This is a genomic window from Streptomyces sp. NPDC043996 (genome assembly GCF_056435225.1).
In genome coordinates this window covers 168,173-181,917 of record NZ_JBWKEY010000017.1, presented here as the reverse complement: position 1 = coordinate 181,917, position 13,745 = coordinate 168,173, and the positions used below count along the sequence as shown (strand labels likewise).

Genomic DNA, 13,745 nt, shown 5'->3' with positions numbered 1-13,745 from the left:
GCTCAGTCGCCGATCCCCGCGAGGTCGCGCAGCCTGCGGGCCTGCGCGGCGCGCTCGGCGGTGCGCTGCTCCTCGTACGAGCGGCCCGTGGCGCCCTGAAGGAGGGCCTTGGTCTCGATGACGGCGTCGCGCGGCGCGGCGAGCAGCGCGGCGGCCAAGTCGCCCGTGGCCGCGTCGAGTTGGTCGCCGGGCACGACGAGGTTGGCGAGGCCGACGCGCTCGGCCTCGGCCGCGTGTACGAAGCGGCCCGTGGCGCAGATCTCCAGGGCGCGCGCGTAGCCGACGAGGGAGACGAGCGGATGCGTCCCGGTGAGGTCGGGCACCAGGCCGAGGCTGGTCTCGCGCATGGCGAACTGCACGTCGTCGGCGACGACGCGCAGGTCGCAGGCGAGCGCGAGCTGGAAGCCCGCGCCGATGGCATGCCCCTGGACGGCGGCGATGGAGATCAGGTCGCCGCGCCGCCACCAGGTGAACGCGGACTGGTACTCGGCGATGGTCGCGTCAAGGGCGTCGTCCGCGCCGCGTGCCAGGTCGAGGAAGGACGGCTCGCCGTCGAAGCCCTCGGGCGTGAACGCCTGCCGGTCGAGGCCCGCGGAGAAGGACTTGCCTTCGCCGCGCAGCACGACCACCCGGACGCTGCCGGGCAGCGCCCGGCCGGCCTCGGTCAACGCCCGCCATAGCGCGGGGGACTGGGCGTTGCGCTTGGCCGGGTTGGTGAGGGTCACCGTGGCCACGGCGTCAGCGACCGTGAGGCGCACACCGTCCTGGTCGAGAACCGGTGCCGCCGGGCTCTGTCCGCTGTCGGGCGAAGCCATCAGTGCCTCCGAGGGGTGCAGTCAGGATGGACGGACGCGGGTCAGCGCCCATAAGTGACTGCACAGTAACCACCCGGCCGATCGACGGATCGACCGGGTGGCCACCTCCGGACCACCACTGGAGCCGGACGGTCTCGAGGCGTCGGCTAGCTGGCCGCGGCCTTCTTGCCTCGCGTCGCCCCGCCGCGTCCCCGCAGCGTGACTCCGGACTCACTGAGCATCCGGTGGACGAATCCATAGCTACGGCCGGTCTCCTCGGCCAACGCCCGGATGCTCGCTCCACCGTCGTACTTCTTCTTCAGGTCTGCCGCGAGCTTGTCGCGCGCGGCGCCGGTTACCCGGCTGCCCTTCTTCAGAGTCTCGGCCACCCGTGCCTCCTCATGGGAAGTGCGCTCTGGACTTCTCATGATCACCCCTACCGGGCCTCCTGGCCACCCATTCGGCAAGGTCCATATGACTTGATTCACTGCGCGACAAGGCTCCATCACGAGCGGAATTAACGATTCCGCACGTGGAGTCCCCTACCGCCGAATGGGTTCCGCCACGAAGTGGCAGGTCAGCGAGGTGCCAGCAGAGGGCAGCCGTCCTCACCCGGTGTGTCCGCAAGATAGCTGTATGACACAACTCGGTATGAGGACGTCTCACGCAGATGAAGGATCACGGATCGGCCGAATGATCCATAGGCAGTGGATCACTGCCGGGGCCGGGCCCGTCGGGGCTGGGCCGGGCCGGGCGCCGGGGGCGCGGGGGTGTCAGGCGAGTGCGACCAGGTCCGCGTAGTCCGCGCCCCACAGGTCCTCGACGCCGTCCGGAAGGAGGATGATCCGCTCCGGCTGGAGCGCCTCGACGGCGCCCTCGTCGTGCGTGACGAGGACGACCGCGCCCTTGTAGGTGCGCAGGGCGCCGAGGATCTCCTCGCGGCTCGCGGGGTCGAGGTTGTTGGTGGGCTCGTCCAGGAGCAGGACGTTGGCGGAGGAGACGACGAGGGTCGCGAGCGCGAGCCGGGTCTTCTCGCCGCCGGACAGGACGCCCGCGGGCTTGTCGACGTCGTCGCCGGAGAAGAGGAACGAGCCGAGCGTCTTGCGCACCTCGACCAGGTCGAGGTCGGGCGCGGCGGAGCGCATGTTCTCCAGGACCGTGCGGTCCGGGTCGAGGGTCTCGTGCTCCTGCGCGTAGTAGCCGAGCTTGAGGCCGTGGCCTTCTATGACCTCGCCGGTGTCGGGCTTCTCGGCGCCGCCGAGGAGCCGCAGGAGGGTCGTCTTGCCCGCGCCGTTGAGGCCGAGGATGACGACGCGCGAGCCCTTGTCGATGGCGAGGCTGACGTCGGTGAAGATCTCCAGGGAGCCGTACGACTTCGACAGGCCCTCCGCCGTGAGCGGCGTCTTGCCGCACGGCGAGGGCTCGGGGAAGCGCAGCTTGGCGACCTTGTCGGACTGGCGCACGTCCTCCAGGCCCGCGAGGAGCTTGTCGGCGCGGCGCGCCATGTTCTGCGCGGCGACGGTCTTGGTGGCCTTGGCGCGCATCTTGTCGGCCTGCGAGTGCAGGGCGGCGGCCTTCTTCTCGGCGTTCTGCCGCTCGCGCTTGCGGCGCTTCTCGTCGGACTCGCGCTGCTGCTGGTAGAGCTTCCAGCCCATGTTGTAGACGTCGATGGTGGAGCGGTTGGCGTCCAGGTAGAAGACCTTGTTGACGACCGTCTCCACGAGGTCGACGTCGTGGGAGATGACGATGAAGCCGCCCCGGTACGTCTTCAGGTAGTCGCGCAGCCAGACGATCGAGTCGGCGTCCAGGTGGTTCGTCGGCTCGTCGAGGAGCAGGGTGTCCGCGTCCGAGAAGAGGATGCGGGCCAGCTCGATGCGGCGGCGCTGACCGCCGGAGAGCGTGTGCAGGGGCTGGCCGAGCACGCGGTCGGGGAGGTTCAGGGCGGCGGCGATGGTGGCGGCCTCGGCCTCGGCGGCGTACCCGCCCTTGGTGAGGAACTCCGTCTCCTGGCGCTCGTACTGCCTGAGGGCCTTCTCGCGCGTGGCACCCGAGCCGTTCGCGATGCGCTCCTCGTTCTCGCGCATCTTGCGGATCAGTACGTCCAGGCCGCGCGCGGACAGGACGCGGTCGCGGGCGAGCACGTCCAGGTCGCCGGTGCGGGGGTCCTGCGGGAGGTAGCCGACCTCTCCGGAACGGGCGATCGTGCCCCCGGCCGGGACGCCCTCACCGGCGAGGCACTTGGTGAGGGTGGTCTTGCCCGCGCCGTTGCGGCCGACGAGGCCGATACGGTCGCCCTTGGCGATACGGAACGTCGCGTTCTCGATGAGGACGCGGGCACCGGCACGCAGTTCGATACCGGAGGCGGTGATCACGGTCAGACTCCTGGACAGGGAAGGACGGCGGAAGCGGGCGGAAGGCGGGCGACACGCGCGCGGGGCGCGCTGCTGAGCCGTCTAGTGGGAGCGGAGAATGGCCATGGGCCAAGTCTAACGGGGCGCCGCAACCGGTTTTCCCCGCGCTTTCGCCGGGCCCTGTGCCCCCTGTCCCCCGGCGGGCCGTCGCCCCGGGGGTGCGCCCTGGGCGGGGCACGTCGCCCGTTCGGCCCTCCGTCCGGCGCCGCGCGACGAGCGGCATATCAGGATGAAGTGGCCGGAACCCGGCGCTGGGCGGCGGGCCGTCGTCCTGGACGTGAGGCAGGCAGAGGGTGGTGCGCCCATGCAGTTCGACGACGACGCGAATCTGGACACCTCCGAGGTGCGGGACGTGCGCGGCAGCCGCATCCCCGGCGGCCGGGCGACGGTCGGCGGCGGCATCGCCGGTCTGATCGCGCTGTTCCTCGGCCTGTTCTTCGGCGTCGGCCCCGAACAGCTCGGCCTGACGGACTCCAGTGACGAGCCCGCCGCGTCGGCGTCCTCGCTCGCGCAGGTACAGCAGAGCTGCCGCACCGGCAAGGACGCCAACACCAAGGAGGACTGCCGCATCGTCGCGGTGGTCAACAGCGTCCAGGACTACTGGCGCCAGGAGTTCCCGCGCCGCCAGGGGCAGTACGCGCCCGCGCGGACGGTGTTCTTCACCGGGCGCGTGGGCACGGCGTGCGGCGCGGCGTCCTCGGCGGTCGGGCCCTTCTACTGCCCCGGCGACCGGCAGGTCTATCTGGACCTGGGGTTCTTCGACGAGCTGCGGACCAAGTTCGGCTCCAGCGGCGGTCCCTTCGCGCAGGCGTACGTCGTGGCGCACGAGTACGGGCACCACGTGCAGAACCTGATGGGCACGCTGCGGCGCGCGCAGGACGGGCGCACCGGCGCGAACAGCAACGCCGTGCGGGTCGAGCTGCAGGCCGACTGCTACGCGGGGGTGTGGGCGCACCACGCCACCCGGACGCCGGACGAGTCCACGGGCAGGCCCCTGATCACCCGGCTCACGGACGACGACATCCGCGACGGACTCGACGCGGCGGCCGCCGTCGGCGACGACCGGATCCAGGAGCGCTACCAGGGCCGGGTCACGCCCGAGTCCTGGACGCACGGCTCGGCCAAGCAGCGCCAGGAGTGGTTCTACCAGGGCTACCGCACGGGCGACATGGCCCAGTGCAACACCTTCCGCTGACCGGCCCCTCGGGCGGCCGTGGCCGGGCGGCGCGTGCCGGTCACACTCCCCCGGTGTGCACCTGGAACGCGGCGCGGCGCACGGCCTTGGCGAGCGCCGGGTCCGGGTGGGCCGCGGCGAGCGCGACGAGGACCTGCACGGTGCGCGGGTGGCCGACGGTGCGCACCTCGTCGAGCAGCGCGGGCACGGTGGGCTGCGGCGCCGAGTCCAGGTGGCGCACCAGGAGCTCGGCCTCGCCGTGGTCGGCGACGGCGGCCGCGGTGTCGACCCACAGCCAGGTGGACTCCTCGCGGGTGAGGACCAGGTGCACGTCCTCGGGGTCGGTGCCCTCGTGCTCGGCGAGCCACAGCAGGGCGTAGGGGCGCAGGCCCGCCTCGTCGACGACGGCGCGGACGTCCGGCTCGGCCGGGGCGCCGACGACGCGCAGCGCCTCGAAGGCGAGGCCGCGCAGCAGGGCGTCCTCGCCCCGGGCGGCGTCGAGGAGCTCGGTGACGGCGCTGCCCGTGTCCCGGGCGGCGAGCCAGGCGCGGTACTCGGCGCGGGCCGCGTTGGGCCGCAGGCGGGCGCAGCCGCGGAGCATGGCGCCGGCGGACTGCTCGATGTTCCCGGCCGGGCTCTGCGCGGCGACGCAGATCTGCTCCAGCTTGACCCACACCGCCCAGCTGCCCAGCGGCGTGAGCGTGGCCTGGCCGTCGGCGCAGGTCAGCGCTCCGACGGCGGCGAGGGCGCGCAGGGCCCAGTCGAGCAGGGCGGGCAGCGGGGCCTCGGGGCCCTCGGGGGCGCCGTCGGGACTGTCCGGGCCGGTGGTGCCGGTGGGGCCGCGTTGCGGGGCCTCGGAGCGCCGGTGCTCCTCGTGCGGCCCGTACGGGATCTCGCAGCGCTCCGTGCGCAGCTCCCGCACGCGCTGGTCGAACAGGTCGAGGAGCTGCGGCACGGGCACGGGGCCCGCGGACAGCTGGAGGAAGGACAGGAGCTGGGGAACGGCCTCGACGGTCTCCGCGACGGCGGCGGGCGGCAGCTCGGCGGGCGCCGGGTGCACCAGGGACCAGGCGTCGAAGAAGGCGACCCAGCCGCGCAGGACGGCCGTGTCGTCCCGGTCCCAGGCCCGCAGCCGCCAGCCGGGGCGGGCGGCGCTGCCGTGCACCTCGACGAGCCCGGCCAGGCGCGCGGCGTCCCAGTCGGCGCGCAGCTGGTGCACCGTCACATCCAGTGCGGCGGCGGCCCGTTCGGCGGTCTCGTCCGAGAGGGTTCCGGTGGCCCCGGCGGGGGCGGGCGGTCCCGCGGCGACGCCGAGGCGGGCGGCGGTGGGGGCGGGCCGCAGGGCGTCCTCGGCCCAGCGGGCGGCGCGGACGGCGCCCGCGAGGCCCGCGCGTGCCATGCGGGCCAGCTCGGCGGGCGCGGGGGTGCCCTCCGGTGGCGGGGGCGCGGGCCGGCGCGAGCGACGCTGGGTCACAGCGCCGGGGGCGCCGAGGGGGCCACGGGCGGGGCCGCGCTCGGCCTCCGCCCTCCTTTCGGCCCGGGGCGACGGGGTACGGACGAGGTGGAGCCGGGAGTCGCGCGGGATACGGGACGTCACGGGGGCAGTCTTCCTGTTGACGGTCCGAAAACCCAAACGGAATCCGAGGAGAACGCCGTCGAAGCAGTCGCGCCACGGTAGTGGCGGCTCACATGAGGGGGGTGAGGAAGCGGCGTAGCGCCTCTTCGTAGCGCGCGGGGTCGGCGTTCCACATGGCGCCGTGGGGCGCATCCGGAACGGTGTGCAAGGTGACGAGGTCAGGGCGCTCCGCGGCCAGTCGCCGGGACAGGGACCAGGGGGCGACGGCGTCGCCGGGGCCGTGGAAGAGGAGCGTCGGCACCTTGAGCGCGCCGGGGTCGAGGGCCTCCCGCAGGGTGGCGGTGTGGTCACCGCGCAGCCCGGTGCGGCCCTGCGCGGCGCGCACGGCGAGCGGCAGGAGCGGCGCCGGGGTACGGCGCGCGGTGGCGAGCGCGCGCAGGGTGGCCTGCCAGTCGAGCACCGGCGAGTCCAGGACGAGGCCCGCGACGCGGTCGCGCGGGGCGGAGCGCGCGGCGGCGTGCAGCGCCATGGCGGCTCCGGTGGACCAGCCGTGCAGGACGACGCGTCGCGCGCCGTAGCGCACGGCGTAGCGGATGGCGGCGTCCAGGTCGCGCCACTCGGTCTCGCCGAGGTGGCCGAGGCCGTCCGGCGACCGGGGCGCGCCGGGGTCGCCGCGGTAGCCGAGGGCGAGGACCGGAAGGCGCAGGCCGCGCAGGAAGTCCAGGACGACCAGCGCGTGGGCGCGGGTGGTGCCGAGGCCGTGCACGGCGATCACCCAGGTGTCGCGGGCGCCGGGCACGAACCAGGCGGGCAGCGCGCCGAGTTCGCCGGGGATCTCGACGTCGGCGTGCTCGGCACCGAGGGCGGTGCGGGGATCGCCGATGTGGACCTGCGGGGTGAGCCAGACCTTCGCGCCCGGCTCCAGGGTGCCGTGGGTGACCCGCTCCAGGCGGCGCACCACGCAGTCGGCGGGGTGCGGGGCCGCGTCCAGGACGGGGCCGACCACGGCGTGGCAGCCGGGGCCCGTGAGGCCGTAGACGCCGGGGCGCTGGGACGCAAGGGAACGGGTGAGGGTGACCTGGCCCGCGGCGGTGGCGTGGACGGTGAGGCGCGGTTCCGTCGGCAGGGGGCGGTCGGCGGGGGTCTTCAGGGCGGCGTCGCTGGCGTAGCGGCCCGCCGCGACGGCCGTCAGGGCGGCCGTGGTGGCGGCGGTTACGGCTGCGGCCGTGGCTTTGGCTGGGCGCACGGGTCCAGTGTCCGTGGGGGTGGGCGGTGCGGCCAGTGGGCGTGGGCCTCGCGGGTGCGAGGCCCTGGCCCTGGGTGGGGTCCTCGCGGGGCGCCCCAGGCCCGCCCCTTCCCGAACCGGGGGCTGCTGCCCCCGGGCCCCCGCTCAACTGCATGGGCGCTACGCGCCTCGTCCTCAAACGCCGGACGGGCTTGATTGTCCGTAGCCCCTCAGTTTGCTGCCCGCCTCCGTGATCTGGTCCTGGGACAGGAGCGTCGGTGTCAGGCCCGGTACCGAGCGGGCCGTGAGCCAGAGGTGGCACATCCACTCCAGTTGGGCCGTGCGGTCGTAGGCCTGGGTGAGGGTGTCGCCGTAGGCGACCGTGCCGTGGTTCTGGAGGAGGCAGGCCGTGCGGTCGCGGAGGGCGTGGAGCAGGTGCGCGGCGAGGTCGTCGGTGCCGTACAGGGCGTAGGGGGCGACGCGGACCGGGCCGCCGAGGGCGGCGGTCATGTAGTGGACGGGCGGGAGCTCGGGGACGAGCGTGGAGACGGCGGTGGCGTGCACGGCGTGGGTGTGGACGACGGCTCCGGCGTCGGTGGCGCGGTAGATCTCCAGGTGCATGGGCAGTTCGCTGGTGGGGGTCAGGGCGCCGAAGAGACGCGTGCCGTCGAGGCCGACGCCGACCGCGTCCCCGGGCCCGAGCCGGTCGTAGGGGACGCCGCTCGGGGTGACGAGGACGGTGTCGCCGACCCGTACCGAGACGTTGCCCGAGGTGCCGACGACGAGGCCGTCCGTGACCGTGCGGCGCGCGGTCGCCACCAGTGCGTCCCACGCCCCGGCGACCGCGTCCGGAGCCGGGCCCGTCGTGTCCTGCCGCTGCTCAGTCATGCCGCGATCCTGCCAGGCGGCGCCCGGCGGGCCCAGGTGCGCGCATCAGCCGCATCGCTCTTCCCGCCAGTCCCTATCAGGGGAATTGCCCCCTCTGGACACGCTTGGCAGAAGGTTGAACGGAGTGGGGTGAATCTTCCAGTAGCCTGCGGAGGATTTGTCACGCACGTCGCCATCTGGGGGAAGCATGGCCCGTGATCACAAACCGTCCCGCCGTCGCGCCCACGCCCTCGCCGCCTCCGTCGCGGCCCTGGCGATCGGCGGCACGGCCCTCGTCGAGGTACCGGCGTCGGCGGCGGGCAGAACGCGGGGGCACGACGTGTCCTCGCACCAGCGGAGCGTCGACTGGCGGGCGGCCAAGGCCAAGGGCGCGCGCTTCGTCTACGTCAAGGCCACCGAGTCCCACACCTACCGCAGCCCCTACTTCCGGCAGCAGTACGACGGCTCCCGCGCCGTCGGCCTGATCCGGGGGGCGTACCACTTCGCCCTGCCGAACCGGTCCTCCGGCCGCGCGCAGGCGGCGCACTTCATCGCCAACGGCGGGCGCTGGACGGCGGACGGCTGGACGCTGCCGCCCGCCCTTGACGTCGAGCACAATCCTTATGGGGACCGGAAGTGCTACGGCCTGAGCAAGGCCAGGATGGTCGCCTGGATCAAGTCCTTCAGCGACGAGGTCAGGCGTCTGGTGGGCCGCAGGCCCGTGATCTACACGACGACGAAGTGGTGGAACGACTGCACCGGCGCGAGCCGTGCCTTCGGGAACCACCCCCTGTGGCTCGCCCGCTGGGGCGCCTCGCCAGGGACCCTGCCGAGCGGCTGGTCGTCGTGGACGTTCTGGCAGCACGACGACCACGGCGCCCTGCCGGGTGACCAGAATCTCTTCCAGGGTTCGATCGACCAGCTCAGGCGGTTCGCACGCGGCTGAGCGGAAGGCTCCGCAAGTCCCTCGAACGGCCTAATTCCGGGCCCGCGCCGGGCCCTCGCCGCCGCTTCGGCGCCCACTCCGGTGTAAGCCGGAAGGGTGTGGAGCGGCGGCATCCCCGTTTGGGTCACCCCTAGGCCCGTCCCAGTTCACTTTCCGTTCACTCAGGTTGCCTACGGTCCACGAGCCACTGACGTCCAACAGAAGCCTGGGTAAATGGAACACATCACGCTTCTCCTCGGGATCGTGATCGTCACCGCTCTCGTGTTCGATTTCACGAACGGTTTCCACGACACAGCCAACGCGATGGCCACCACCATCTCGACCGGCGCTCTCAAGCCCAAGACGGCGGTGGCCATGTCCGCCGTGCTGAACCTCGTCGGAGCGTTCCTCTCCGTCGAAGTCGCCAAGACGATCTCCGGCGGCATCGTCAACGAAGACGGCCTGAAGACAGAGGTGATCTTCGCCGCCTTGGTGGGCGCGATCCTCTGGAACCTGCTGACCTGGCTGCTCGGTCTGCCGTCCAGCTCCTCCCACGCCCTGTTCGGCGGCCTCATCGGTGCCGCCGTCATGTCGATGGGCTGGTCGTCGGTGAACGGCGGCACGGTCGTCACCAAGGTGCTGCTCCCCGCGATCGCCGCCCCGCTCGTCGCCGGTATCGCGGCGTCCCTCGCCACCCGGCTCACGTACAAGATCAGCAGCCGGGCCGACGAGAAGGCCACGTCGAAGGGGTACCGCGCCGGGCAGATCGCCTCGGCCGGGCTCGTCTCGCTGGCCCACGGCACCAACGACGCGCAGAAGACCATGGGCATCATCACCCTCGCCCTGATCACCGGCGGCGTGCTCAACCCGGGCGCCAACCCCCCGATGTGGGTCATCGTCTCGGCGGGCGTCGCCATCGCGCTCGGCACCTACCTCGGCGGCTGGCGCATCATCCGCACCATGGGCAAGGGCCTGACCGAGCTCGCCCCGCCGCAGGGCTTCGCGGCGCAGAGCTCCGCGGCGACCGCGATCCTCGCGTCCTCGCACATCGGCTTCTCGCTCTCCACCACGCAGGTCTGCTCCGGCGCCGTGATGGGCGCGGGCCTCGGCCGCAAGGGCGGCGTGGTCCGCTGGTCCACCGCCACCCGCATGTTCGTCGCGTGGGGCCTCACGCTGCCCGCCGCCGGCCTGGTCGGCGCGGGCGCGGAGCTCCTCACCAAGCAGGGCTCGTGGGGCGTCGCGGTCACCGCCGCGCTGCTCGTCGGCGGCTCCGCCGTCATCTGGAGCCTGTCGCGCCGCCAGCCGGTCGACCACACCAACGTCACGGCCGACGAGATCGGCGCCCCGGCGCCGGACGCCGAGCCCGCGGGCGTCGTGACCACCGCGATCGCCGCCGTCACCCCGCCCCCGGCGGGTCCGCTGGCCCCGGTGAACGGCGAGCACGCAGCGAACACCCCCTCCCCGGCACCCGTGGCGGACCCCGCCCGGCCCGCCACGGTCTAAGGAAGCAGCACCATGAAGATCGACTGGGCAGCCCTCGGCTCCGTCTTCGGAGTCAGCCTCGTGGTCACCGTCGCCCTCGTGGGCCTGTTCACCCTCGGCATCGTCGGCCTCTCCAAGCAGGAGCAGGCCCGCACGGCGGGCGGCGGCAGCGCCGCGCTCCCGGCGCGCGTCGGCGCGTACGCGTGCTTCGCGCTGTGCGCGGCCGCGGTGGCGTACGGGATCTATCTGATCGTCGTCTGACGACGGTTCACGCACATCGCCGTCTGACGGCGGTTCACGCACGACGAAGGGGCGGCGCCCGGTGAGCTCACCGGGCGCCGCCCCGCTCGTTCGCACGGCGCCCGGGACGCCCGGGGGCGCGCGGACAGACCTCGTCCCCGGCGTGCGGACGTGGTCCTCGTAACACTGTCCCGCCGCAGGTCAACCGCGAGTTGACGGGCGGTGACGGGCGTGGTGGACTGCCGGGGCCAACCACGGCGGCAGCAGAGGAAGTCCGGTGCGAATCCGGCGCGGTCCCGCCACTGTCACCGGCCGGACGCCGCCGCGCGCACGGCCGGGAGCCAGGAACTCTCGCCGCCGGTCACGTCGAACCAGGGCGCGGACACCCTGAGTGAGGACACATCGCCATGCGCGGCCGACCGCCGTTTCCTGCCAGGGCTCCCCTCGGGTCGAGCGCTCCCCTGGTCCTTCCTCGAGCCACGGCGGGCTGAACCGATGCGTGCCGATCGCGACTTCGCGTACGGCGCCGCCGCCGGACTCCTCGGTGATCTGCTGCTCGGCGATCCCCGCCGGGGACATCCGGTCGCCGCGTTCGGGCGGGCGGCGCTGGCCGTCGAACGCGTCCTGTGGCGCGACCACCGCGGCTGGGGCGCCCTGCACACCGCCGTGTGCGCCGGGGGCGCCGTCGCCGTAGGGGCGCTCGCCTCCCGTGCCGCGCGCCGCTCGCGCGCCGCGTCCATCGGTCTGACGGCGGCGGCGACCTGGGCCGTCGTCGGCGGGACCACCCTCGGGCGGGAGGCGCGGGCCATCGGCGGCGCGCTCGCCGCCGGGGACGTGGACGTCGCGCGCGAACGCCTGCCGCACCTGTGCGGCCGTGACCCCGAGGCCCTGGACGCGGACGGGATCGCGCGGGCCGTCGTGGAGTCCGTCGCCGAGAACACCTCCGACGCCGTCGTGGGCGCCTTGGTGTGGGGGGCCGTCGGCGGGGTGCCGGGGCTCCTCGGCTTCCGCGCCGTCAACACCCTGGACGCGATGGTCGGGCACCGCTCGGCGCGGTATCTGCGCTACGGGTGGGCCTCGGCCCGCCTCGACGACGTGGCCGGGTGGCCCGGGGCCCGGCTCACCGCGGTGCTCGCGGCCGCCGCCGGGGACAGCCCGCGCGGCGCGCTGCGGGCCTGGCGCGCCGACGCCGCCCGCCATCCGAGCCCCAACGCCGGAGTCGTGGAGGCGTCCTTCGCGGGCGCGCTCGGGGTCCGGCTCGGCGGCACCCTGTCCTACGCGGGACGCACCGAGCACCGGCCCGTCCTGAACACCGAGGGGCGCGCGGTGCGGGCGGCCGACATCGAGCGCGCCGTGCGCCTGTCGCGGCGCGTCGGCTGGCTCGCCCTCGGCACCGCGGTCGCGGTCGCGGCCCTGAAGAGGAGATGTCCATGAGTGGGGGACTGCTGGTCGCGGGGACCACGTCCGACGCGGGCAAGAGCGTCGTCACCGCCGGGATCTGCCGGTGGCTGTCCCGCAAGGGGGTGTCCGTCGCGCCGTTCAAGGCCCAGAACATGTCCCTGAACTCCTTCGTCACGCGCGAGGGCGCCGAGATCGGGCGGGCGCAGGCCATGCAGGCCCAGGCCGCCCGCGTGGAGCCGTCGGCGCTGATGAACCCGGTGCTCCTGAAGCCGGGCGGGGAGCGCTCGAGCCAGGTCGTGCTCATGGGCAAGGCGGTCGGCGAGATGAGCGCGCGGGGGTACCACGGCGGGCGGCAGGCAGCGCTGCTCGACACCGTCGTGGGATGCCTGGAGGAGCTGCGGGGCACGTATGACGCCGTGATCTGCGAGGGGGCGGGCAGTCCCGCCGAGATCAATCTGCGCCGCACCGACATCGTGAACATGGGCATCGCGCGGGCCGCCCGCTTCCCGGTGGTCGTCGTCGGCGACATCGACCGCGGCGGCGTCTTCGCCTCCTTCTTCGGCACCGTCGCGCTGCTCAGTCCGGCGGACCAGGAGCTGGTCGCCGGGTTCCTCGTGAACAAGTTCCGCGGGGACGTCTCCCTCCTGGAGCCCGGGCTCGACATGCTCCACGACCTCACCGGGCGGCCCACGTTCGGCGTGCTGCCCTTCCGGCACGGCCTCGGCATCGACGAGGAGGACGGCCTGCGGGTGTCGCTGCGCGGCGCCGTGCGCGAGTCCGTCGTCGCGCCGCCGCACGGCGAGGACGTGCTGCGCGTCGCCGTCTGCGCCGTGCCGCTGATGTCGAACTTCACCGACGTGGACGCGCTCGCCGCCGAACCCGGCGTCGTCGTGCGGTTCGTGGACCGGGCCGAGGAGCTCGCCGACGCCGACCTCGTGGTCGTACCGGGAACGCGCGGGACCGTACGGGCCCTCGCGTGGCTGCGTGAGCGCGGGCTCGCGGACGCGCTGGCGCGGCGGGCCGCCGAGGGCAGACCGGTGCTCGGGATCTGCGGCGGCTTCCAGGCGCTCGGCGAGCGCGTCGAGGACGACGTGGAGTCGCGCGCGGGGACGGTGGACGGGCTCGGGCTGCTGCCCGTGCGGGTGCGGTTCGCGCGGGAGAAGACCCTCGCGCGGCCCGCCGGGACCGCGCTCGGGGAGCCCGTCGAGGGGTACGAGATCCACCACGGCGTCGCCGACGTGCGCGGCGGGGAGCCCTTCCTGGACGGCTGCCGCGTCGGCGCGGTGTGGGGCACGCACTGGCACGGCTCGCTGGAGAGCGACGCGTTCCGGCGGCGGTTCCTCACTGAGGTGGCCCGGGCGGCGGGGCGGCGCTTCGTGCCCGCGCCGGACACCAGCTTCGGTGCCCTGCGCGAGGAGCAGCTGGATCTGCTCGGTGACCTCATCGAGGAGCACGCGGACACCGGTGCGTTGCTGCGGCTCATCGAGGGCGGGGTTCCCGGTGGGCTGCCGTTCGTGCCGCCGGGGGCGCCGTCGTGACCCTGCCGGGGGCCTCCCCAAGCCCGCCCCTTCCCGAAACCAAGGGGCTTCGCCCCCTGGACCCCCTTCATTGCCGCTTCGCGGCTCGTCCTCAAACGCCGGACGGGCTGAA

Annotated in this window: 11 protein-coding genes, 1 pseudogene and 1 riboswitch; of the genes and pseudogenes, 6 read left to right on the top strand and 6 right to left on the bottom strand. The window is 73.9% G+C overall.

The genetic code is table 11. The features are described 5' to 3' along the window. Positions 1 to 2 precede the first annotated feature (2 nt). From AC07A4_RS35830 to AC07A4_RS35820, 3 genes are all read right to left on the bottom strand, one after another. Entirely contained in the window at positions 3 to 815 is an 813-nt protein-coding gene (locus tag AC07A4_RS35830; protein ID WP_478607158.1) for an enoyl-CoA hydratase/isomerase family protein, read from the bottom strand. 146 nt (positions 816 to 961) lie between these two features. After that, entirely contained in the window at positions 962 to 1,183 is a 222-nt protein-coding gene (locus AC07A4_RS35825) for a helix-turn-helix domain-containing protein (protein ID WP_478607155.1), read from the bottom strand. A 384-nt stretch (positions 1,184 to 1,567) separates the two neighbouring features. After that, positions 1,568 to 3,166 (bottom strand): ABC-F family ATP-binding cassette domain-containing protein, encoded by a 1,599-nt coding sequence (locus tag AC07A4_RS35820; protein ID WP_478607153.1) that lies wholly within the window; start codon positions 3,164 to 3,166, stop codon positions 1,568 to 1,570. Between the two features lie 343 nt (positions 3,167 to 3,509). Here AC07A4_RS35820 and ypfJ point away from each other — a divergent pair, with 343 nt between their 5' ends. Next, positions 3,510 to 4,400 (top strand): KPN_02809 family neutral zinc metallopeptidase, encoded by an 891-nt coding sequence (gene ypfJ / locus AC07A4_RS35815; RefSeq protein WP_478607151.1) that lies wholly within the window; start codon positions 3,510 to 3,512, stop codon positions 4,398 to 4,400. 40 nt (positions 4,401 to 4,440) lie between these two features. On the opposite strand, the gene AC07A4_RS35810 is transcribed toward ypfJ, so the two are convergent. From AC07A4_RS35810 to AC07A4_RS35800, 3 genes are all read right to left on the bottom strand, one after another. Beyond that, positions 4,441 to 5,976: a hypothetical protein gene (locus tag AC07A4_RS35810; protein WP_478607149.1), complete on the bottom strand. Its 1,536-nt coding sequence runs from the start codon at positions 5,974 to 5,976 to the stop codon at positions 4,441 to 4,443. Between the two features lie 88 nt (positions 5,977 to 6,064). After that, positions 6,065 to 7,201: an alpha/beta hydrolase gene (locus AC07A4_RS35805; RefSeq protein WP_478607147.1), complete on the bottom strand. Its 1,137-nt coding sequence runs from the start codon at positions 7,199 to 7,201 to the stop codon at positions 6,065 to 6,067. A 174-nt stretch (positions 7,202 to 7,375) separates the two neighbouring features. Then, positions 7,376 to 8,068, bottom strand: a complete 693-nt coding sequence (locus AC07A4_RS35800; RefSeq protein WP_478607144.1) for a class II aldolase/adducin family protein — start codon at positions 8,066 to 8,068, stop codon at positions 7,376 to 7,378. Positions 8,069 to 8,255: 187 nt separating this feature from the next. Between AC07A4_RS35800 and AC07A4_RS35795 the strand changes: the two genes are divergently transcribed. From AC07A4_RS35795 to AC07A4_RS35775, 5 genes and pseudogenes are all read left to right on the top strand, one after another. Beyond that, positions 8,256 to 8,993, top strand: coding sequence for a lysozyme (locus AC07A4_RS35795; protein WP_478607141.1), 738 nt, complete (start codon positions 8,256 to 8,258; stop codon positions 8,991 to 8,993). 213 nt (positions 8,994 to 9,206) lie between these two features. Next, entirely contained in the window at positions 9,207 to 10,475 is a 1,269-nt protein-coding gene (locus tag AC07A4_RS35790) for an inorganic phosphate transporter (RefSeq protein ID WP_478607138.1), read from the top strand. A 12-nt stretch (positions 10,476 to 10,487) separates the two neighbouring features. Further along, the gene (locus AC07A4_RS35785) at positions 10,488 to 10,715 is read left to right on the top strand and encodes a hypothetical protein (protein ID WP_478607135.1); all 228 of its coding nucleotides are present in this window, start codon (positions 10,488 to 10,490) and stop codon (positions 10,713 to 10,715) included. Positions 10,716 to 10,961: 246 nt separating this feature from the next. Then, a riboswitch (cobalamin riboswitch) is annotated at positions 10,962 to 11,044 on the top strand. A 145-nt stretch (positions 11,045 to 11,189) separates the two neighbouring features. Next, on the top strand, positions 11,190 to 12,128 hold the full coding sequence (locus AC07A4_RS35780) for a cobalamin biosynthesis protein (protein WP_478607132.1): 939 nt from the start codon (positions 11,190 to 11,192) through the stop codon (positions 12,126 to 12,128). After that, positions 12,125 to 13,630: pseudogene (locus AC07A4_RS35775) on the top strand (cobyric acid synthase); the annotation flags it as partial. The gene AC07A4_RS35780 and the pseudogene AC07A4_RS35775, both read left to right, overlap by 4 nt. Positions 13,631 to 13,745: the final 115 nt, after the last annotated feature.